The sequence below is a fragment of the Agarivorans sp. DSG3-1 genome, from assembly GCF_046774965.1.
Taxonomy (GTDB): Bacteria; Pseudomonadota; Gammaproteobacteria; order Enterobacterales; family Celerinatantimonadaceae; genus Agarivorans.
Genome location: NZ_CP177241.1, coordinates 1697440 through 1718292, shown reverse-complemented (window position 1 = coordinate 1718292; position 20853 = coordinate 1697440). Strand labels below are relative to the sequence as shown.

The following is a 20853-nucleotide window of genomic DNA, read 5'->3' as shown; positions in this document are numbered from 1 at the left end:
CATCCTTACAGTGATTCGCAGGTAATCACGCCCTGCTGAGTAAATAATTTACCTAAAGCGTTATCAGGGCTAGCATCAGCAGGCAGCGCCAATGCATAACTCATTTGTTCTGAGCTAGGGCTTGGCTCTATAATTTTTTGACTACACGCAGCTTGTAACTCAATCGCGAGAGCAAGATCGTTTGAATCGCGCCAGGACATATCAATGTAATAGCTGGGATCAAAAACACGGATATCTAAGGTCCCCTGTCCCATTGAAATAGCTTGCATTGAAATAGGCTGTTTGAACGACAGGTAAAAACTAAAACTCACCTTGAGCCCTTCAATGGTAATCCGTTGCATGCTAGCTCCGGCCAACTCGACTGGCAGCTGGTTCCAATAAACCTTGGTAAAATAATCAAAATCGCTAATGTTAATCACTAAGTCTTGAGCCATACGGATCAAGGTTGGCTGGCGATTAACACCGTCTAGATCTTCGCCGTCCAACATATAAGCAGAGGTCATAGGGTCAAATTGCCACACCATGCTTATCCCGTTAATTTGCTGGTTATTTCCATCCACATAACTTCGCACATCTATCCATGAATGAGGGTGTGCGCTCACCAATAAGGGCGCCATGCATAGCATGGCAGCCACACACAGCGCCCTACTTGTTTTAAGCACCTTTGGACTCGCTAAAACCGCTACTTGAGCGCATTCACTAAGGTGGAGATGTTATGCTCCATCATTCCTATGTAGGTCCCAGCGGCTTGTTCCTCGCTTGCTAAAGCATCGGAATACAGCTCACCGCCAATGTTAACGCCAGTTTCGCGGGCTATTTGCTCGATTAAACGCGGATTAGATACATTTTCTACAAATACGGCTTGGATATTTTGCTGGCGAATTTGTTTGATAATGTTAACCACATCGGCAGCAGACGCTTCTGCTTCGGTACTCATGCCTTGTGGAGCGGTAAAGTGAAAGCCATAGTCTTTAGCCAAGTAGCCGAAGGCATCATGCGAGGTAATCACATTACGTTTGTTTGCAGGAACCGAAGCCATTTCGGCCGCTAACCGTGTTTGCAGCTGCTTAAGCTGACTAAGGTAACGCGCGGCGTTTTCTTCAAAGTAGGCTCTGTTTTCGGGTGATACCTTTACCAGCGCCGCAAGTATGTTGTGAACATAAGTACGCGTATTTATCACACTATGCCAAGCATGTGGGTCAAACTCGCCATGGTGATGAGCATGATGATCTTCTTTACCCTCCTCATGGTGTTCAGCTTCATCTTCGTGATGTGTTTCGTGTTCATCATGGTGAGTAGCCTCGTCTTCATGATGTGCTTCGTGCTCATCATGGTGTGTAGCCTCGGATTCATCGTCATGCTCCTCCAGATGAATCACATCAATGCCATCAGTAGCGGCAAGCATTAAACCTTGAAAATCTGCAGCTTCAACTAAGCGCTCCATCCAACCTTCAAAACCCAAACCGTTTATCACTAACAGATCAGCATGGGCCACTGCTTGCGCGTTTGCGGGTGAGGGTTGATAAACATGGGCATCTCCGTTCGGCCCTACAAGATTAGTCAGCTCTATTTGCTCTCCCCCTACTTGCTTTACTAAGTCTTTTAGCACACTAAAACTGGTCACTACTTGTACCGGGGCGGCCAAACTAATCGTTGGAAGAAGCACAAATAGAGAGAGTGCAAGGCTGACAATAAAACGGCGAATCATAAGAGCATATCCTTATTGTTATGATTAAAAGAGGGAGTTGGTTTGCCACTACGAAGTAACCCATCGAGTGGACTAAACACCACAGAAATGAGGTAGCAAGCGGCTAGCAACAGCACAATGCTTGGGCTGGTAGAAAAGCCAAAGTAATAAGACAACAACAGCCCGGCCCAACAGGCAGCAACGCTGAGCAATATCGACAACAGCAACATGGGCTCTAGCTTGCGGGTCCAAAATCTGGCGATACAAGCGGGTAAAATCATTAGGCCTACAGCCATTAGCGTTCCTAGCGCATGGAAACCCGCTACTAAGTTGGCCACAACCAGAAACATAAAGGCCAAATGAGCCACTTTTCCGCTGCTACCAAAGCTATCTAAATAGTCTTTATCAAGCGTTCCCAGTACCAGTGGTCGGTAGATAAGAGTAAACACCACCAAGCTGCAAACACAGGTAATCAATAGCAGCGTGAACGCGGTATCATCCAGCGCTAAGGCGGTGCCAAAAAGAACATGCAAGAGATCGATATTGCTGCCTTTGGCAGAGATGAGTAACACGCCTAAAGCGAGTGAACTCAAATAAAAAGCCGCGAGGGTGCTGTCTTCACTGCTTTTAGTTTTAAGCGCTGTAGCGCCGGCCAACATTGCCACCAGTAAACCAGCGACTAGGCCACCAATGGTCATTGCTACCACCGACAAACCACACAACAAATAGGCCAAGGCTACCCCGGGCAAAATGGCATGAGCCATCGCGTCGCCAGTTAAACTCAATCGCCGCAACATTAAAAACACCCCAATGGGAGCGGTTCCCAGCGATAAAGTAGCGCAACCCACCAGCGCTCGGCGCATAAATTGGTAATCAATAAAGGGGGCAAACAGTAAGGATATTAAATCAAGCATGTTAGTTCGCCCGCTTTAAGTCTTGACCAACAAACTCAACAACCCTTATTGAGGGCTTCGCCACTGCAGAGTAATGAGGAGTAAACAGTTCATCACTGCTAGCTTGCACAACCCCGCCCTCTTTAAACAACAAACAATACTCGAAGTGCTGCTTAACTAACTCCAAATCATGTATTGCAGCAACAATAGTCGCACCATTTTCTTGGCAACGTTTTAGTTGCTCAAGTAATACCGATACAGTCGCCTCATCTACGCCGTTAAAAGGCTCATCAAGCAGCATTAATTTGCTGCGCTGTAATAACATCCGCGCAAACAAGGCTCGCTGTAATTGCCCGCCCGATAGTTCACTTAACATCTTGGAGGCTAAGTTTTCGATCCCCACCTGAACCAGTGCCTGTTGCACCTCATGCTGGTAACGTCGCATAGGTCGCCACCAACCTGTTTTTGCCCATAAACCGGCACTTACAAACTGTTTGAGATTGATAGGGAAACTACGTTCTACGCTGCATAACTGAGGCATGTAGGCAATGTCGTGACGAGGATTGATATGGTAAACCAAGTCACCGCTCAAGGGCTTAATCACGCCTAAAATGGTTTTTAATAACGTCGACTTTCCAGCGCCGTTAGGGCCAACCAGCGCCAGCATGCCATTGCTGGGGATAAAGGCTTGCACGTTATTTACTATGGCTTGATTAGCGTGGTGGCCAATTGTCAGCGCATCCATCTCAACAATCGCTTGCATAACCTAAACGGCTCCATAGGTTAATAAGATGAGCAGCGCCGCCACTAACACTAACGAACACAAACGCGCGGCCAAGCCGAGATAATAAAAATGCATAGCTTCATCGCCACCAATACAAATGATATGATATAACGTATCATTCATAAACTTATAATGTAAAGAGAAGAAATTGTTGAGATCCCAACTGCCCGATGTAGCCAGTTCATCGCTAACCACACATCAGCCCTCAATTAGCTGGGTGGGTATGGATGATATTTCGGTACCGGTTTATTTAGATGAGCCAGCAGGCTTAACCCATAGCCACGCCAGTGCCAGTATCGCCGTCGATCTACCTGGCGGCGAGCAAGCTGCGCGGGGAATTCATATGTCGCGGCTTTACTTTTTGCTTAACGAATTGGCTCAGCAAGCACTCACTCGCCAATCTCTAGATCACTGTTTGGCGCAAGTGTTAAGCAGCCATTCAGACGTTCGCTCTACCGCTGCGAGAATAGAACTACAGTTCGAGTTTTTGTTAAAGCGCCCCGCCTTAGTCAGCAATAGCCCTGCTGGTTGGCAGCGTTACCCCATCACCTTATCTGCCGAATTAATACAAGGACAAGCGCTTTCTGTTGCCTTACAAGTCGAACTGCAGTATTCCTCAACCTGCCCTTGCTCTGCCGCCCTTGTCAGAGAAAGTTTAGCCCACCAATTTTTACAGCACTTTGGCGAAGATAAAACCTTAAGCCCTTCACAAGCCGCAGCCTGGCTTAAACAAAATGGCACCCTTGCCACACCCCACAGCCAACGCAGTGTGGCCTTAGTATCACTGCCATTACCCACGCACTCTAAAGCTTTAGGCTTGGTCAACTTGATTGAACAACTAGAAGCGATTATCGCCACTCCAGTACAAACCAGCGTAAAACGCGCCGACGAACAAGCCTTTGCCGAGCTAAATGGCGAGAACTTAATGTTTGTAGAAGATATTAGCCGACGCCTCACCCAGCAGCTTACACCGCTTTATCCCAATATTGCGATTCAAGTAAGGCATCTCGAAAGCTTACATGCGCATAACGCCTTTGCTCAGGTATCGCCACGCACCTCAACAGTGAAACTACAGCCACAATTTGCTCAAGGAAGTCGATAATGAACATGCCAACCACCACGTCAGTAGTTAATACTGGCGCAACCGCCCAAGCGCTCACCGAGATCTATAGCAATCAAACCGAGCTAGCAGTGTGGCAACGCCAACCAGATCCTCAAATAGCCGAATACGCCGCCAGCTTGGTAGATGAGCAAAGTACTTTTAGAGGAATTTCTGCCAGGCTCAATACCAACGAAGTAGCAAGCTATATCAGTGAAAAACTACCGCCAGGCCCAGGCCGCCAAGCCATGATTGATGACCTAGTGCTAGTGTGCGATATGTTTAGCTGCTTATTCGAACTCGACGTAATTGGTATGCGCTTGGTCAAACTAGAGCAAACTATGTGTCCAAAACTACACTGTGATCAGGTACCATGCCGCTTGCTACTGAGTTACCTAGGCGCAGGCACGCAGTACAGTGTATTGACCAAAAGCCGCTTAGCCGAGCAGCCCAGCCAACCGCCATTACAAGACCTGCCATTGTTTGCAGTCGCCTTATTAAAAGGGCAAGCTTGGGACGAAGAGAGTGAGCACGGTTTAATGCATCGCTCGCCCACATCAGAAGAGGTATACCCTCGTTTATTGCTGAGTGTAGATTTCGCCAGTTAGCCACATTTAACCAGAATTTTGGATGACAATGACCCGACAGAGTGACCAAAGTATCGTAGATAGTGCAACTCACCGTTGCAAAGATTCCGGCGCGCGTTTAACCGTGAAGCGGGAGCAAATTTTGCGGGTATTGCTACAGCAGCAAAAGCCAATGTCGGCCTACGAAATACTGGATATTTACAATCAGCAAGCCGAACAAACTATGCCGCCAATGTCGGTATATCGAATCCTTGAGTTTCTTGCCCAACACCAACTGGTTCATCGATTAGAATCTCAAAACAAGTTTGTGGCTTGCTCGCATATTCACGAACAGTGTCATCATCAAGTCTCGCAGTTTTTAATCTGCCAAAATTGCCAAAGCGTTGAAGAAATCACCATTCCCCAGCATTTAATCGACGAAATAGATAATCGCGCTCAACAAGTGGGTTATCACTTACTCAGCCCACAACTGGAGCTGAGTTGTTTGTGTAAGGATTGTAAACAGAGTCAAAAGTAAAATCGCTAACTCCACTTTCTATTATCGCTGAACAATCTAAATGTGGAGTAGCAGTTCGGCTCCCTAACGTAGAAACTTCGAGATTGAGCCAGACACTCATTATGTCTGTCCACTTGGTAAGCAAAGAATTAGGTTTAGACGTTCATTTTTAACTCATATCCAACAACTGCCGTATCGTAAGCCCTTTGAGTTATTTAATTTATTTTACGTTGCATATAAACACTATGATTGATTGTATCAAAATGATTGATTTGTTAGTAAAGTATCGGCGCTTTAATTAAAGAAGCTTGCTAATAATTATCGATGGAAATGATGATGTCTAATGCATTACTACGCTCACCTTTTCAAGAAAACAAAGAGAAACAGCTCAAGCAGCGATTACAAAGCGAACTTAATCTCTCGCGCATTTTTAAATCTTTAGATTCGGATCAAAACACATCAGGGGCTGGCGTAGTTTATATCGACTCTGAATTCACGGTTGTTACCCTACGCCCTTTTAAACCCGTATGTCGCATAAATCCAATTCGATTGATATTAAGAGAACCTCCAAAGCAAGTATCTGCAGTCAAATATGCCAGCGAGTTGAAAGCTTCACGCCGAGAAAGTAAGTTGACGGGAGAATTGCTTAATACAGGATTAAGTTGCGGTGCGGCAGTATTAAGTTGGGTCGTTGTTGTAGGAGCAACAACAGCAATACCCATAACAGGGGGGACAAGTGCAGCAGTCACTTATTTAGGCATCGCAGCGGCCACAGCTTCTACTGTTCAGTGTTTTAACGGCGCTGGGCGTTCATATGTAGAAAAAAGTAATCCAGAAGCTCTGGATAAGCTGGATACAATGGAATGGTATAACGCTGCTAGTACCGCGCTAGACGTCATCTCATTGGGTGGTGCTGCGGCGGCCGGAGCTACAACTATAAAAATGTTTAAAACGTTGAGCCTAACTACTTCTAAATCAAAAATTGAAATACTAAAGGGCTTTAGTCGGGCCGAAAGAAAGCGTATAACTTTAGAGATACACCGGCTCAATCTACCAGGCATTAGCGAAAAAACACTTAAAGCACTCACAAACTCAAGTAAACTAGCTAAACGCTACAGTAGCCAGGCAATTGTCAATGCCGTATCACTCAACGTTAAAGATGCAGTTGGAGCAAGTTTAAGCATTGTAGGCAGTGCCTACGGTGGAACGATAAAGACTCTAGCGATAGGCATTTATGAGGAGCTTGGAGCTGATGACAGATAGTTTTTTTAAAAAGCATGAGTTGTCTATGTGGATTTTTGTCGTAGGTATTTCAGTTATCATGACTATTATTATCGGTGGCGGCATCGCCACCGTTTTAGTCGTAGAATTATTCCAGGAAATATTCGGAAAATTTACAGTTGACGAATACTTAGCATTTAATGGCGTGCTTGGATTGACAATCACCTTGATCATTGTAGCCACAAATGTACTGATAATTCGAGGTAGACCTCACGCAGTTAAAGTGAATCGGTTAAATGTATACTTTCAATTAGCAAGCTATCTACTATATGCTTTAATAGTTGAACACGACGATAAATGGTTTGGATTAATGTTTATTGCCTTTCCATTACTAGCTAGCTGGCTGATGTCATCAGCTAAATATCAAGCCTTCGTCGCCTACCATGAGGCTCTGCGTAAAAATCCGGTAGAATTTAGGCAAGCGTTACAAAAACGATTGTTTGAGTAATTCTCATGAAGATTACTAATCTCCATTATCGAAAAAGAGTAAGGTTATTTACAAGAGTCGTGCCCCGAAGGACAGCATTAATACAAAGCATCCTCTAGGCACTCAGAGCTACCTTTAATACTAAGGCTTAAACAAACCAATAATGTCTTTTTCTTCTTGCTGTTTGGGGCGTTCTGCATGGTAGTTACAGCTTACGCACTCAATGTGCTCGTGCTCTTCACCGTTCACTTGCTCAACGATTAAACGAATAGAATCTTGCTCTTCACACTCTGGGCATACTGCGCCCGCAATAAAACGATGTTTTGCCATAGTTAACTCTAGTTTGCACTGCCATGTTGCTATGCGACATTAGCCGCATCGGGTATCATAGCGGCATTATTGCACACTTTTAGTAGCACATAGCAACAACCATGATCGTAGCCAACAATATTAGCCTGCAACGCGGCACCAAGTTTCTTTTAGAAGAATCAAACCTCACCATTCACCCCGGCCAAAAAGTGGGTTTAGTGGGACAAAATGGTTGCGGTAAATCATCGCTATTTGCTTTGTTAAAAAACCAACTGCAAGTGGATGCAGGCAACTTAAGTGTGCCAAGCAAGTGGGAAATTTCCAGCGTTGCCCAAGAAACGCCTGAGCTTAAACGCAAAGCCATTGATTACGTGATTGACGGCGACCAAGAGTTTCGCCAACTAGAGCGCGATATTACTGCCGCAGAAGAAGCTGAAAAAGGCGAGCTCATTGCCACCTTGCATACCAAAATGGACACCATTGGTGGCTACCAAATTAAAACCAAAGCCGCTGAGTTACTGGCGGGTTTGGGCTTTAGTGAGGCAGGCCAACAGCAAAGCGTAAGTGACTTTTCGGGTGGTTGGCGAATGCGCTTAAACCTAGCCCAAGCGCTATTGGTTCGCTCCGATCTATTACTATTGGATGAACCAACCAACCACTTAGACTTAGACACCGTGGTGTGGTTAGAACAGTGGCTTAAGCGCTACCCCGGCACGCTAATTCTGATTTCTCACGACCGCGATTTTCTGGACAATATTATTAATCGCATTGTGCACATTGAGCATCAAAAGCTAAATGAGTACACCGGTGGCTACTCAGACTTTGAGCAGATGCGCGCCATGCACTTGGCTCAGCAACAAGCCATGTACGAGAAGCAACAGCGCGAGCGTGCGCATATGCAAGGTTTTGTAGACCGTTTTCGTTACAAGGCCAGTAAAGCCAAGCAAGCACAAAGCCGCCTAAAAGCGCTTGAAAAAATGGAAGTGATTAGCCAAGCCCACGTAGATTCGCAGTTTAGCTTTCAGTTTAGAGAGCCAGACAACCTGCCCCTACCCTTGCTTACTATGGAAAAAGTGAGCGCCGGTTATGAAGATAAAACCATTCTTGAACAAGTTAAGTTTAACTTGGTGCCTGGCAGCCGTATTGGTTTGTTAGGCCGCAACGGCGCGGGTAAATCTACCTTTATTAAACTGCTTTCTGGTGAGCTAAAAGCGCTGGCCGGCAATGTAGAAATAAACAAAATGGCTAAAGTGGGTTACTTTGCCCAACACCAATTAGAAACCCTACGCCCAGACGATACACCGATGCAGCATTTGCAACGCTTGGCCCCTAATACTACCGAGGCTGAGTTACGCAAATACTTAGGCAGTTTTGGTTTCCAAGGCGATCAAGCTCTAGAGAAGGTAGCGCCGTTTAGTGGTGGCGAAAAAGCCCGTTTGGTATTGGCGCTAGTAGTATGGCAAAAGCCTAACTTATTACTACTTGACGAACCTACCAACCACTTAGATTTAGAAATGCGCCACGCACTCACTTTGGCGCTGCAAGAGTTTACCGGTGCAATGATTATTGTATCGCACGACCGAGCATTACTGCGCGCCACTACCGATGAGTTTTACTTGGTAGACAGCCAGCGGGTCTCGCCTTTTGAGGGTGACTTAGACGATTACCAACAATGGCTAAGCCAAGCCAACCGACAGATAAACAGCAACGGTACAGAAAGTAGTGCTACTGGCGCGAACCCGGTGAATCAACGTAAAGAACAGAAACGTCGCGAAGCTGAATTTCGTCAGCAAACCAAAGGCATTCGTAAGCAATTAGAAAGCCTTGAGAAAAGCAGCGCTAAAGCCCAGCAACGTTTAGACGAAGTAGAACAAAAAATGGCTGAACCAGAACTGTATGAAGCCGACAACAAAGCACAACTGCAAAAGTGTTTACAACAACAAGCAGAACTTAAGAGCGAACTAGAAGAAACTGAACTAAGCTGGTTTGACCTGCAAGAGCAACTAGAAGAGCAGCAACAAGCCTTTGGTATAGAGCAGGAAAGCTAAGTTTACTTGATCTCTTTAGTCACTCAGGTAATGCTACTAACAACAGAACTATTAATAACCATTCAAGGATGTATATGAACACGGCGCTAAACCGCTCAAGATTACTTATTGGCATTGCGCTAATAGTGGTAGGAATCGCAGTGATAGCCTATGTGCTACCACAAACAGTGAGTTTAATTACCTTGCCGCATGATGCGCCCTTCATGCAGCACTTTTTTAACTGGTTAATGGCCGATACTGATGCCATAAATACCCAAGTTAGCGAAGAGTTTTTTGAGATTTTTCAAACCTTTATCAAGGTAATAGTGCTGATCGTATTTTTATACGTATGCGTTAAGCTGGTAGGTGTAGGTTTAATGATTATTCGTGAAGGGGTGAGCTTAATTCGCCCGGCAAGCAGTAGCGAAAAAAGCAAAGACTAAACCTGAATGATTGAAAGCAAAAAGCGAGCATATTATGGCTCGCTTTTTTTGTGGCTGCGTGTCGCGTTACAAGCCGAGTATGGCGCTGGCCAAGCCAAAATAAACTAACACCCCTGATACGTCGGCAATTGTCGCTACCAGTGGGCCAGAGGCCGTTGCAGGGTCGAGTTTCATCTTATTCAGCAAAAACGGTAAGCTTAAGCCCACCAGAGATCCCACTAATACAATGATCACCATCGACATCGATACAATCATTGCTACGTCTGGGCCACCACGAAATACCCCTACGCTATATACTGCAGCCGCCATAGTTAAGCCAAGTGCTAGCCCTACCAATAGTTCACGGCTAAACAATTTAGACCAGTCATTTTTGTCTACTTCGCCAGTGGCCAGTGCCCGTACCATTAAGGCAGCTGCTTGTGAGCCTGCATTACCGCCACTTCCAATCAATAAAGGTAAGAAAAACACCAGGGCAACGTTGGCCGAAATCGTTTCTTCAAAATGAGCAATACCCGCGCCGGAGAACATCGCGCCAAACACTAGCAGTACCAGCCACATTACCCGTTTACGGTAGAGCTCCCAAATGCTCACTCGGTCTACTGTTTCGTCAAGCTTACCTACTGAGGCACTTTTTTGGGCATCTTCGGTGGCTTCTTCAACCGCCGCATCCATCGCGTCATCGTAAGTAACAATGCCAACCAGCTTTTGCTGTTCATCCACCACTGGCAGGGCCAATAGATCGTAGTGGCGAATTTGTTTACTTACATGCTCTTGGCTTTCTTCTACGGTGACCGATACCACCTCGGTGCGCATTAACTCGCGCACTTGAATATCAGGAGAGGCCAGAATCAGTTCACGCAAAGACACGGTACCGAGCAGTCGACGTTCGCGGTCAATCACATAAGTTTGGTAAATAGTTTCTTTATCGGGCGCTTCAAGTCGCAGCTGCTTTAACGCGCGGCTAACCAGCCAATGTTCTTTTAGGGTGGCGTAATCAGAGGTCATAATTGACCCAGCGGTTCCTTCGGCGTAACTGGAAAGCTTACGTAAATCTTCGCGCTCGGCTTGAGCTAAGCCAGGCAAAACCATGGCGCGTTGCTCTTCGTCTAAGTCGTTATATAAATCGGCGCGCTCATCCGCCTCCATGCGAGAAAACAACGCGGCCAATTTATGACGCTTCATTAAACCCGCTACGTCGGCTTGTAGATAGGGAGGCAAATACGAGAAAACTTTAGCGCGATCACCTAGCGAAAACATCGAGATAAGCGGTAAGGCTTCTTTAGGTTCAAACTCAGCCAAAGCTTGACCAACGTCGGCAAAGTGGTATTCATCGAGGGTTGAGCGAAGGGTTAACTTGTCTAAGTTAACTAAAGCGAGCTCTAATTTTTGTTGAAGATGTGCCATGTACTGCTCCAGCTATCGCATAGAGCCAAGCATTAACCAGACGGACTACGCGAAGAAATTTTGTTGTATCGGGTCTATAAAACGATAAAAGTTTCGACTGTCGGGGTCCGGGTTCATAGAAGATTCTCAGTGATAAAATCGGCGCAAATTGTAGGGGGAATAAGCTTAAAACTCAAGCGATTTATCGCCCTAAAGCTAAAGCTGAAGGGCGAGTTGACGGGCGTTGCAGCCAGCAACGCGAAACTTAAATGTAGCTAGGTTTTATTCCGCGCTTAGCTGTTGTAACCCAAGTTAGGCGCTAACCAGCGTTCGGCAACCTCCAAGCTCATATTTTTACGCTTGGCGTAATCTTCTACTTGGTCTTTTTGAATCGATGCCACCGCAAAATAACGGCTATCTGGATGAGAGAAATACCAGCCAGATACCGCAGCACCCGGCCACATCGCGTAGCTGTCGGTTAGTATCATTCCAATCCGTTTTTCAACATCCAGTAAGTCCCAAATGAGACCTTTCTCGGTATGTTCGGGACAAGCGGGATAACCCGGTGCTGGACGTATGCCTTGGTAGTTTTCGCGAATCAACTCTTCGCTGCTGAGGTTTTCGTCAGCAGCATAGCCCCAGAAGTCTTTACGTACTTGCGCATGTAAGTACTCTGCAAAACCTTCGGCGAGGCGATCGGCAATCGCTTTTACCATAATCGCGTTGTAATCATCGCCTTCATCTTTATACATATCGGCTAATTCATCTTCACCAATTCCGCCAGTTACCGCAAAGGCACCAAAGTAATCGGCTTTGCCGCTCGCCTTGGGTGCAATGAAATCGGCTAAGCAATTGTTAGCGCCCTTTTTCTTATCGGTTTGCTGGCGAAGCTGAGAGCTTACTCCTAGCAGTTCGCTGCGTGATTCGTCGGTGTAGATCTCAATATCGTCACCCACGCTATTGGCAGGGAACAAACCAAACACACCTGATACTTTCACTTCGCGCTTTTGTTTAAAACGAGCGAGCATTGCTTTGGCGTCGGCAAACAAACGTTTAGCTTCTTCGCCCACTACCTCGTCTTCTAGAATACGCGGGTATTTGCCAGCCAATGACCAAGTCATAAAGAATGGGGTCCAATCTATGTAAGGTTCAATGTCTTCTATCGACACATCTTCGAACTGTTGAATGCCCAATTGCTTTGGTACTGGCGGCGTGTAGTTTTCCCACTCAATCGGCGCACGATTAGCACGAGCGACTTCTAAAGTAACCGGTGGAGTACGCGGGCGCTTACGAGCATGCTGCTCACGTACAATCTCGTAGTCTTTATCCAGTTTTTCTACAAAAGGAGGGCGTAACTCGTCGGACAATAAACTTTGGCATACTCCCACCGCGCGAGACGCGTTAGATACGTACACGACAGGGTGCTCATAGTTTTGTTCAATTTTAACCGCAGTGTGCGCTTTAGAAGTAGTTGCTCCACCAATAAGCAACGGCAGATCGAGGCCGGTACGCTGCATTTCTTTAGCTACGTGCACCATTTCATCTAACGAGGGCGTAATTAGCCCTGAGAGGCCAATCATATCTACGTTTTCTTCTTTAGCGACTTTAAGAATTTTGTCGCAAGACACCATGACGCCAAGGTCGATGACTTCAAAGTTATTACATTGCAGCACAACCCCTACAATGTTTTTACCAATGTCGTGCACGTCACCCTTCACGGTAGCCATTACAATTTTACCGTTAGAGCGCTGGCCTTCGCCTTTCTCAGCTTCAATATAGGGCTGTAAGTAGGCTACCGCGCGTTTCATAACACGGGCAGATTTTACTACTTGCGGTAAGAACATTTTACCATCGCCGAATAAATCACCCACGACATTCATGCCGTCCATTAACGGCCCTTCAATCACGTGTAATGGGCGCTCTACCGATTGGCGCGCTAGCTCGGTGTCGTCTTCAATAAATTCGGTGATGCCTTTAACTAAGGCGTGCTCTAGGCGCTTTTTAACATCCCATGTGCGCCACTCTAAATCCTGAGCACTTTCTTGTTGAGAACCGTCACCACGGTATTTCTCGGCAATTTCAAGCAGCTCTTCGGTGGCATTGCTATGGGTATTAAGTACTACAGCTTCAACTTTATCTTTTAGCTCTTTAGGAATGTCTTCGTAAATGGCCAACTGACCCGCATTTACAATGCCCATGTCCATGCCGTTCTTAATCGCGTAGTACAAGAACACCGCGTGTATCGCTTCTCGAACGGGGTTATTACCACGGAATGAAAAGCTTACATTAGAGACACCGCCAGAAATCATCGCATGCGGTAAGTTATCTTTGATGTCTTTTACCGCTTCGATAAAATCAACCGCATAGTTGTTATGCTCGTCGATTCCGGTAGCTACCGCAAAAATGTTTGGATCGAAGATAATATCTTCCGGCGGGAAGCCGACTTGATTGACTAAGATGTCGTAAGATTTACTACATATTTCAAACTTACGTTCGCGGGTATCTGCCTGACCTTCTTCATCAAAGGCCATAATAATAACTGCGGCGCCATAACGGCGAAGAATTTTAGCTTGGCGAATAAAGGGCTCTACCCCTTCTTTCATCGAAATGGAGTTAACAATAGGCTTACCCTGCACACACTGCAGGCCAGCTTCTAAAATATCCCACTTAGATGAATCAATCATCACCGGCACTTTGGCGATATCAGGCTCACAGGCAATCATGTTCAAAAAGCGCACCATGGCCGCTTTTGAATCCAACATGCCTTCGTCCATATTGATATCAATAATTTGCGCGCCGTTCTCAACTTGGTTTAAGGCAACCTCAATAGCTTTATCGTAGTTCTCCTCTACGATCAGCCGCTTAAATATTGCTGAACCTGTAACGTTGTTACGCTCACCTACGTTTACAAACAGGGTGTCTGCGGTAATCGTTAGTGGCTCTAGCCCTGAAAGGCGACAAGCTACATCTATTTCTGGCAGTTGGCGTGGCGCTGCGCCTTCAACCGCTTCGGCCATGGCTTTAATATGCTCAGGCGTGGTACCACAACAACCACCAACTAAATTTAAGAAACCGGCGCGTGCCCATTCACCAATGTGTTCCGCCATCTCGTTGGCTTCAAGGTCATATTCACCAAAGGCATTTGGCAAGCCTGCATTGGGGTGAGCAGAGACATAGGTTTCGCTTACGCGGCTAAGCTCGTCAACATACTGGCGAAGCTCGTCTGGCCCCAATGCACAGTTCAAACCTATGCTAATTGGGCTAGCGTGGCGCATAGAGTTGTAAAAGGCTTCGGTTGTTTGGCCACTTAAGGTACGGCCTGAGGCGTCGGTAATGGTACCCGAAATCATCACTGGCAATTTATAGCCCAGCTCATCAAACACGGTTTCTACTGCAAACACCGCCGCTTTTGCGTTAAGAGTATCGAAGATGGTTTCGATTAAAATTAAGTCACTACCGCCTTCTATAAGCGCCTTAGTGGATTCAACATAAGCCTCTACTAGCTCGTTAAAAGTGACATTACGATAACCTGGGTCGTTCACATCTGGCGAAATAGAACAGGTACGGTTTGTGGGGCCTAACACACCCGCCACAAAACGTGGACGTTCAGGGTTTAAAGCCGTCACTTCATCAGCAACTTCGCGAGCAATACGCGCGGCTTCGCGGTTGATATCAGCCGAGTACTTCTCCATGTCGTAATCGGCCATGGCGATAGTTGTAGCGTTAAAGGTATTGGTTTCTAGAATATCAGCGCCAGCCAGCAAGTACTCACGATGAATATCAGCAATGATTCTTGGCTGTGTTAGCACCAACATATCGTTGTTACCTTTTACATCGGTATGCCAGTCTGCAAAGCTCTCTCCGCGGTAGTCAGCCTCTTCAAATTTGTAAGACTGAATCATGGTTCCCATGCCGCCATCGATGATCATGATGCGTTGAGAGAGTTGCTTTTCTAGTTGTAGCCTTGCTGACACGGGAACTTCCTATTTCTTTCGCTGGTATTTCGACTCGGCAGTGTAGCACACTGCCTAATGGGGCTTATCTGCGATAAAGTTATATGAAATTATTTCAAGATATTATCGGATTTGGGTTTAAGCTCGGCTAAGTCGTAAGGCGTGATTTGGTAAACACAGTAGTTAAGCCAGTTGTTATACAAAAGGTGGCCATGACTACGCCAAGTGGCACATGGCGCGGCTGAGCAATCGTCATGCGTGTAGTAGTTTTCGGGCAATTGCGGATTCAAGCCTTCTTGAGAATCACGCTGATACTCGTTGTGCAAAGTATCTGCTGCGTACTCTGGATGACCGGTAATAAATACTTGGCGAAAATCTTCGCTGGCAAATAAGTAGCTACCCGCTTCAGGGTTATCGGCCAGTACCTTCAAGTCGGTTTCTTCGGTAATTAGGTTTGAATCAAAATGCGCAAAGCGTGATAGTGGCGCGAGAAAAGCGTCATCAAAACCACGAACCAAGGGATTATGCTTGTGCTTGGTTTGATGCCAATACACCCCAGACAACTTGGTATCTCTAGTTTGTTTGTTCAAACCATATAAATGATACAACGCCGCCTGCGCCGCCCAACATAAGTACAAGGTTGAAGTGACGTGGGTTGTGGCCCAATCAATAATTTCTTTAACTTGATCCCAGTAATACACTTCTTCGAAGGGTACTTGCCCTAAAGGAGCACCAGTAATAATCAGTCCGTCGAAGTTACGCTCACGCAGTTTGTCAAAATCACGATAAAACTTATCGATGTGATCTTTGGGTGTATTCTTAGACACACGATGATCGATACGTAATAGCTTTACATTCACCTGCAAGGGAGAGTTAGAGAGCAGCCTGAGGATTTGGTTTTCAGTCTCAATTTTCTTAGGCATCAAATTAAGAAGTACTACCTCTAGCGGACGGATATCCTGATGGGCTGCACGGCTCTCTGGCATAACAAAAATATTTTCGTTACGCAGGACTTCAGCAGCGGGTAACTGGTCAGGAATACAAATTGGCATAAGAGGCTCCAAGCTAACAACAAGACATGCATGTCTAGACATCTAGATACCTATTTTAAATAGTTCCTCGTGTATGTCTAGAACTTGTTAAAAGCTGCTGATTTTGTGCCAATAATTATTCATAATGCTCCCTGATGAAAAAAAGTTGTAAGGGCACATGGCTGAGTTAAAGCTTAATGTAGAACGATTACAAACAGGTGTGTTTGTTAAGCTTCCGGTAAAATGGGGCGAGCACCCGTTTATGTTCACCAGCTTCAAAATAAAAAGCCAAGATCAGATTGATGTAATCAAGAATCTGGGATTGAAGCATGTCATTGTGGTACCTGAAAAGAGCGATACGCCACCTTTGCCGGCGAACCAAGAACAAGACGAAGAAAAAAAGGATGACGCTAAGGCTTTAGAGAAAGCCGCCAAAGCACTCTGGGAAGAAAAACGCGCGCGTATTGAAGAGTTAAAGAACTACCGCCGTAACCTACAAAAAGTTGAGAAAGAGTTTGATCGCTCAATGGCGCAAGTTCGCGCGGTGATGAGCAAACTGAAAAGCCGCCCACTTAACGCCGTTGATGACGCTACAACCCTAATTAACAACCTAGCCGATGACTTACTCTCTGGCGAGGGTGTAGTGCTGCACTTAATGAACGACAGCAAAGATGCCGACAGCTTTTACTACCACAGTTTAAATGTATCTATCCTTGCCATGATGCTAGCCAAAGCGGCAGGATTTTCCGAGCGAGATATAAAAATCTTAGGCTTGGCCGGCTTGTTTCACGATGTAGGGAAAATGAAAATCCCCGATAAAGTGCTACGCAAACCGGGTAAGTTAACCGCTCAAGAAGCCAACTTATTAAAGATGCACACTAAGTATGGGGCTGATTTTCTCAAGTTGTCGGAAACGATACCCGCCAAGGTAAAAGTGATTGCGGCGCAACACCACGAGTATTTAGATGGCAGTGGTTACCCACAAAAGTTAAAAGGCGACAGCATCGACCGCTTAGCCCAGCTCATTGCAGTTGTAAATGAGTATGACAGCTTATGCCACCCAAGAGACCCGCGCTTAACCCGGATTCCTTTTACGGTTATTTCCTACCTTTATAAACAACGTAAAGCGCAGCTCAATGCTGCTGACTTAGGCATACTTATACGTTTGTTGGGTATCTATCCGCCAGGCAGTGTTGTGCAGCTTAGTTCAGGGCAGATTGGCTTGGTGATGTCGGTAAACTCGGAACGTTTGCTGTTCCCTGCTGTACAAGTTTATGACCCCAATATCCCGCGTACTGAAGCACCAATTATTGATTTAGAAGCGGCAGGCTTAACCATTGAGAAAGCCCTAAAGCCCAGCGCCTTACCCGATGCTGTGTTTGAGTATTTGAATCCGCGGGCGCGCATCTCTTATTACTTCGATCACAACAAACGTTTGTAACGGGTTAATTATTTCGCAGTGATAACAGCTAACTCGACAAATTAAAGACAAAAAAAAGCCGGACCTAAGTCCGGCTTTTTATACTTGGTGTCTGAGTTTACTCAGCCGCTTCTTCAGCAACTTCTTCAACTTCAGGACGGTCCAATAATTCAATGAATGCCATAGGAGCATTATCGCCAGCACGGAAACCACATTTTAAAATGCGAGTGTAACCGCCTGCACGTTCTTTGAATCGAGGGCCGATTTCAGCAAATAGCTTACCAACAACTTCTGCATCGCGAGTACGAGCAAAAGCTAGACGACGGTTAGCTACACTGTCATTTTTAGCCAATGTAATTAATGGCTCAACAACACGACGAAGCTCTTTGGCTTTAGGCAATGTTGTCTTGATAACTTCATGGCGAACCAATGAACTGGCCATATTCCGGAACATAGCCTGACGATGGCTACTATTTCGGTTCAATTGACGACCACTCTGACGATGGCGCATGACCTTATCCTTCTATATTAAGACGTTAAAACCAGTGACTACTTATCAGCAATGCTAGCTGGCGGCCAGTTTTCTAGGCGCATACCTAGAGACAAACCACGTGACGCTAATACATCTTTGATTTCTGTAAGCGACTTTTTACCTAAGTTAGGTGTTTTAAGTAGCTCAACTTCGGTACGTTGTACCAAGTCACCAATGTAATGAATCGCTTCTGCCTTCAAACAGTTAGCAGAGCGTACTGTCAACTCTAGATCATCGACAGGACGAAGCAGGATTGGATCAAACTCTGGCTTCTCTTCTTTTTCTTCAGGCTCACTTACATCACGTAAGTCAACGAAGGCATCCAATTGTTCTGCAAGAATTGTTGCAGAGCGGCGGATAGCTTCCTCTGGATCAAGAGTACCATTGGTTTCCATATCGATAACCAATTTGTCCAAGTCAGTACGTTGCTCTACACGAGCAGCTTCAACAGTATAAGCAATACGCTCTACTGGGCTGTATGCTGCATCAGTTAGCAAACGACCAATTGGACGCTCTTCATCTTCAGAGTGAACCCGAACTGAAGCTGGTACGTAACCGCGACCACGTTCAACCTTAATGCGCATGCTGATTTCAGCGTTGCTGCTAAGGTGACAAATAACGTGCTCAGGGTTAGTGATTTCGACATCAGCGTCGTGCTGAATGTCGCCTGCAACCACAGGACCTGCTCCAGACTTGGCAAGACTAAGTGTTACTTCGTCTTTACCTTCTAACTTCACAGCAATACCTTTAAGGTTAAGCAAGATTTCCAAGATATCCTCTTGTACGCCTTCCTTACTGCTGTACTCATGCAACACGCCATCGATTTCAACTTCTGTTACCGCACAACCAGGCATAGAAGATAAAAGAATACGACGAAGAGCATTACCTAAAGTGTGGCCAAAACCACGCTCTAATGGCTCAAGCGTAACCTTTGCACGAGTTGGGCTAACTTGTTCGATCTCAACTAGCCTTGGTTTTAGAAACTCTGTTACAGAACCCTGCATTGTGTCCTCTCTATAATTCAACTTTACTTAGAGTAAAGTTCGACAATCAGCTGTTCGTTAATTTCCGCAGATAAATCAGCGCGCTCAGGTAGGCGTTTGAAAGTGCCTTCCATTTTAGTAGCGTCTACTTCTATCCACGATGCCGCTTCACGTTGTCCAGCGATTTCTAAAGATGCAACGATACGAGCTTGCTTCTTAGATTTTTCGCGAACACTGATAACGTCTTCTGGTAATACCTTGTAAGAAGGAATATTAACCACTTGACCGTTAACTACGATAGCTTTGTGGCTAACTAGCTGACGAGCTTCAGCGCGAGTAGCACCAAAACCTAAACGGTAAACAACGTTATCTAAACGACTTTCTAACAATTGCAGCAAGTTTTCACCGGTGTTGCCTTTAAGGCGAGCAGCAGCTTTGTAGTAGTTGCGGAATTGTTTTTCAAGTATGCCGTATAAACGACGAACTTTTTGCTTCTCACGAAGCTGTAAACCGTAGTCTGAAAGACGCGCTTTACGTGCACCATGTTGACCAGGTGCTGCATCCAACTTACACTTTGTGTCGATCGCACGTACACCACTTTTCAAGAAAAGATCGGTACCTTCACGACGGCTAAGTTTAAGCTTTGGACCTAAATATCTTGCCATTTTTCTTTCTCCAATCTATCCAGAAACTACACGCGGCGTTTCTTCGGTGGACGACAACCATTGTGTGGAATCGGAGTCACGTCGGTGATGTTAGTCACACGGAAACCCGCAGCATGTAATGCACGGATTGAAGACTCACGACCAGGACCTGGGCCGTTTACAAACACTTCTACGTTCTTAAGGCCGTAGTCTTTAGCTGCTTCAGCAGCACGTTCAGCAGCAACCTGTGCAGCGAACGGAGTAGACTTACGTGAACCACGGAAACCTGAACCACCTGCAGTGGCCCAAGAAAGCGCGTTACCCTGACGATCAGTGATAGTCACAATAGTATTGTTGAAAGAAGCATGGATATGAGCCATGCCATCAGCAACTTGTTTTTTTACGCGTTTACGAGCGCGAGTCGGAGTTTTAGCCATTTTCACTCACCCCTTATTTCTTAATAGGTTTGCGAGGACCTTTACGGGTGCGCGCATTTGTTTTAGTGCGCTGACCGCGAAGGGGCAAACTGCGACGGTGACGAAGTCCACGGTAACAACCGAGGTCCATCAGACGCTTAATGTTCATTGATACTTCACGACGTAGATCACCTTCAACAGTGAATTTAGCTACTTCGTCACGAAGTTTATCGATTTGTGTTTCGTCAAGTTCTCTGATCTTAACATCTTCAGCAATACCGGCTGCCGCACAAATTTTTTGTGAGCGGGTTAAGCCAATACCGAAGATTGCAGTTAAAGCAATAACTGCGTGCTTCTGATCAGGAATGTTAATGCCGGCTATACGGGCCATTGGCACACTCCTATAATTTTCGTGTTAAACGAAGGCCATCTGTGAAAAGCCCGTAAGGATACTCAAC

General features: G+C 45.8%; 21 protein-coding genes. 8 read left to right on the top strand and 13 right to left on the bottom strand.

The genetic code is table 11. The annotated features are described in order from the left end of the window. Positions 1-5 precede the first annotated feature (5 nt). From ACLD71_RS08120 to ACLD71_RS08105, 4 genes are read right to left on the bottom strand one after another with little or no spacing between them, the layout of a single operon-like run. A complete protein-coding gene (locus ACLD71_RS08120) occupies positions 6-626 on the bottom strand; it encodes a DUF1007 family protein (protein ID WP_411994840.1) in 621 nt (206 codons plus the stop codon). Between the two features lie 56 nt (positions 627-682). After that, positions 683-1708 (bottom strand): metal ABC transporter solute-binding protein, Zn/Mn family, encoded by a 1026-nt coding sequence (locus ACLD71_RS08115; RefSeq protein WP_411994095.1) that lies wholly within the window; start codon positions 1706-1708, stop codon positions 683-685. After that, complete coding sequence (locus ACLD71_RS08110) at positions 1705-2601, bottom strand: metal ABC transporter permease (protein WP_411994093.1); 897 nt, start codon at positions 2599-2601, stop codon at positions 1705-1707. The genes ACLD71_RS08115 and ACLD71_RS08110 overlap by 4 nt, the downstream gene beginning before the upstream one ends. A 1-nt stretch (position 2602) precedes the next feature. Next, positions 2603-3343 (bottom strand): metal ABC transporter ATP-binding protein, encoded by a 741-nt coding sequence (locus ACLD71_RS08105; protein WP_411994091.1) that lies wholly within the window; start codon positions 3341-3343, stop codon positions 2603-2605. Positions 3344-3512: 169 nt separating this feature from the next. On the opposite strand from ACLD71_RS08105, the gene folE2 reads away from it, so the two are divergent. From folE2 to ACLD71_RS08080, 5 genes are all read left to right on the top strand, one after another. Further along, positions 3513-4466 carry a GTP cyclohydrolase FolE2 gene (folE2, locus tag ACLD71_RS08100; RefSeq protein WP_411994090.1) on the top strand — a complete coding sequence of 318 codons (954 nt, stop codon included), beginning with the start codon at positions 3513-3515 and terminating at the stop codon, positions 4464-4466. After that, entirely contained in the window at positions 4466-5071 is a 606-nt protein-coding gene (locus tag ACLD71_RS08095) for a DUF1826 domain-containing protein (protein WP_411994088.1), read from the top strand. The genes folE2 and ACLD71_RS08095 overlap by 1 nt, the downstream gene beginning before the upstream one ends. A gap of 28 nt (positions 5072-5099) precedes the next feature. After that, complete coding sequence (locus ACLD71_RS08090; protein WP_137673778.1) at positions 5100-5567, top strand: Fur family transcriptional regulator; 468 nt, start codon at positions 5100-5102, stop codon at positions 5565-5567. A 303-nt stretch (positions 5568-5870) separates the two neighbouring features. Further along, positions 5871-6809 (top strand): hypothetical protein, encoded by a 939-nt coding sequence (locus ACLD71_RS08085; protein ID WP_411994086.1) that lies wholly within the window; start codon positions 5871-5873, stop codon positions 6807-6809. Continuing rightward, positions 6799-7275 (top strand): hypothetical protein, encoded by a 477-nt coding sequence (locus tag ACLD71_RS08080; protein WP_411994085.1) that lies wholly within the window; start codon positions 6799-6801, stop codon positions 7273-7275. The genes ACLD71_RS08085 and ACLD71_RS08080 overlap by 11 nt, the downstream gene beginning before the upstream one ends. A 120-nt stretch (positions 7276-7395) precedes the next feature. Here the strand turns inward: ACLD71_RS08080 and ACLD71_RS08075 are convergent, their stop codons facing one another. Further along, positions 7396-7584 carry a YheV family putative zinc ribbon protein gene (locus ACLD71_RS08075; protein ID WP_411994083.1) on the bottom strand — a complete coding sequence of 63 codons (189 nt, stop codon included), beginning with the start codon at positions 7582-7584 and terminating at the stop codon, positions 7396-7398. Positions 7585-7685: 101 nt separating this feature from the next. Here ACLD71_RS08075 and ACLD71_RS08070 point away from each other — a divergent pair, with 101 nt between their 5' ends. Then, positions 7686-9611 carry an ABC transporter ATP-binding protein gene (locus ACLD71_RS08070; protein ID WP_411994081.1) on the top strand — a complete coding sequence of 642 codons (1926 nt, stop codon included), beginning with the start codon at positions 7686-7688 and terminating at the stop codon, positions 9609-9611. Between the two features lie 74 nt (positions 9612-9685). Continuing rightward, on the top strand, positions 9686-10033 hold the full coding sequence (locus ACLD71_RS08065) for a hypothetical protein (RefSeq protein WP_411994079.1): 348 nt from the start codon (positions 9686-9688) through the stop codon (positions 10031-10033). 66 nt (positions 10034-10099) lie between these two features. On the opposite strand, the gene mgtE is transcribed toward ACLD71_RS08065, so the two are convergent. From mgtE to metA, 3 genes are all read right to left on the bottom strand, one after another. After that, entirely contained in the window at positions 10100-11437 is a 1338-nt protein-coding gene (gene mgtE / locus ACLD71_RS08060) for a magnesium transporter (protein WP_137673772.1), read from the bottom strand. A gap of 272 nt (positions 11438-11709) precedes the next feature. After that, the gene (gene metH, locus ACLD71_RS08055) at positions 11710-15390 is read right to left on the bottom strand and encodes a methionine synthase (RefSeq protein WP_411994077.1); all 3681 of its coding nucleotides are present in this window, start codon (positions 15388-15390) and stop codon (positions 11710-11712) included. 89 nt (positions 15391-15479) lie between these two features. Continuing rightward, positions 15480-16421 (bottom strand): homoserine O-acetyltransferase MetA, encoded by a 942-nt coding sequence (gene metA, locus ACLD71_RS08050; RefSeq protein WP_303515936.1) that lies wholly within the window; start codon positions 16419-16421, stop codon positions 15480-15482. A 157-nt stretch (positions 16422-16578) separates the two neighbouring features. Here metA and ACLD71_RS08045 point away from each other — a divergent pair, with 157 nt between their 5' ends. Next, a complete protein-coding gene (locus tag ACLD71_RS08045) occupies positions 16579-17841 on the top strand; it encodes an HD-GYP domain-containing protein (RefSeq protein ID WP_137673769.1) in 1263 nt (420 codons plus the stop codon). A 97-nt stretch (positions 17842-17938) separates the two neighbouring features. Here ACLD71_RS08045 and rplQ read toward each other — a convergent pair whose 3' ends face one another. Genes rplQ through rpsM form a run of 5 tightly spaced genes read right to left on the bottom strand, consistent with a single transcriptional unit; the run spans position 17939 to position 20786 of the window. Beyond that, entirely contained in the window at positions 17939-18331 is a 393-nt protein-coding gene (gene rplQ / locus ACLD71_RS08040) for a 50S ribosomal protein L17 (RefSeq protein WP_137673768.1), read from the bottom strand. 38 nt (positions 18332-18369) lie between these two features. Next, positions 18370-19356 carry a DNA-directed RNA polymerase subunit alpha gene (locus ACLD71_RS08035; RefSeq protein WP_137673767.1) on the bottom strand — a complete coding sequence of 329 codons (987 nt, stop codon included), beginning with the start codon at positions 19354-19356 and terminating at the stop codon, positions 18370-18372. 23 nt (positions 19357-19379) lie between these two features. Beyond that, the gene (rpsD, locus tag ACLD71_RS08030; RefSeq protein WP_137673766.1) at positions 19380-20000 is read right to left on the bottom strand and encodes a 30S ribosomal protein S4; all 621 of its coding nucleotides are present in this window, start codon (positions 19998-20000) and stop codon (positions 19380-19382) included. Positions 20001-20026: 26 nt separating this feature from the next. After that, a complete protein-coding gene (rpsK, locus tag ACLD71_RS08025; RefSeq protein ID WP_016402131.1) occupies positions 20027-20416 on the bottom strand; it encodes a 30S ribosomal protein S11 in 390 nt (129 codons plus the stop codon). Positions 20417-20429: 13 nt separating this feature from the next. Next, on the bottom strand, positions 20430-20786 hold the full coding sequence (gene rpsM, locus ACLD71_RS08020; RefSeq protein ID WP_016402132.1) for a 30S ribosomal protein S13: 357 nt from the start codon (positions 20784-20786) through the stop codon (positions 20430-20432). Positions 20787-20853 lie beyond the last annotated feature (67 nt).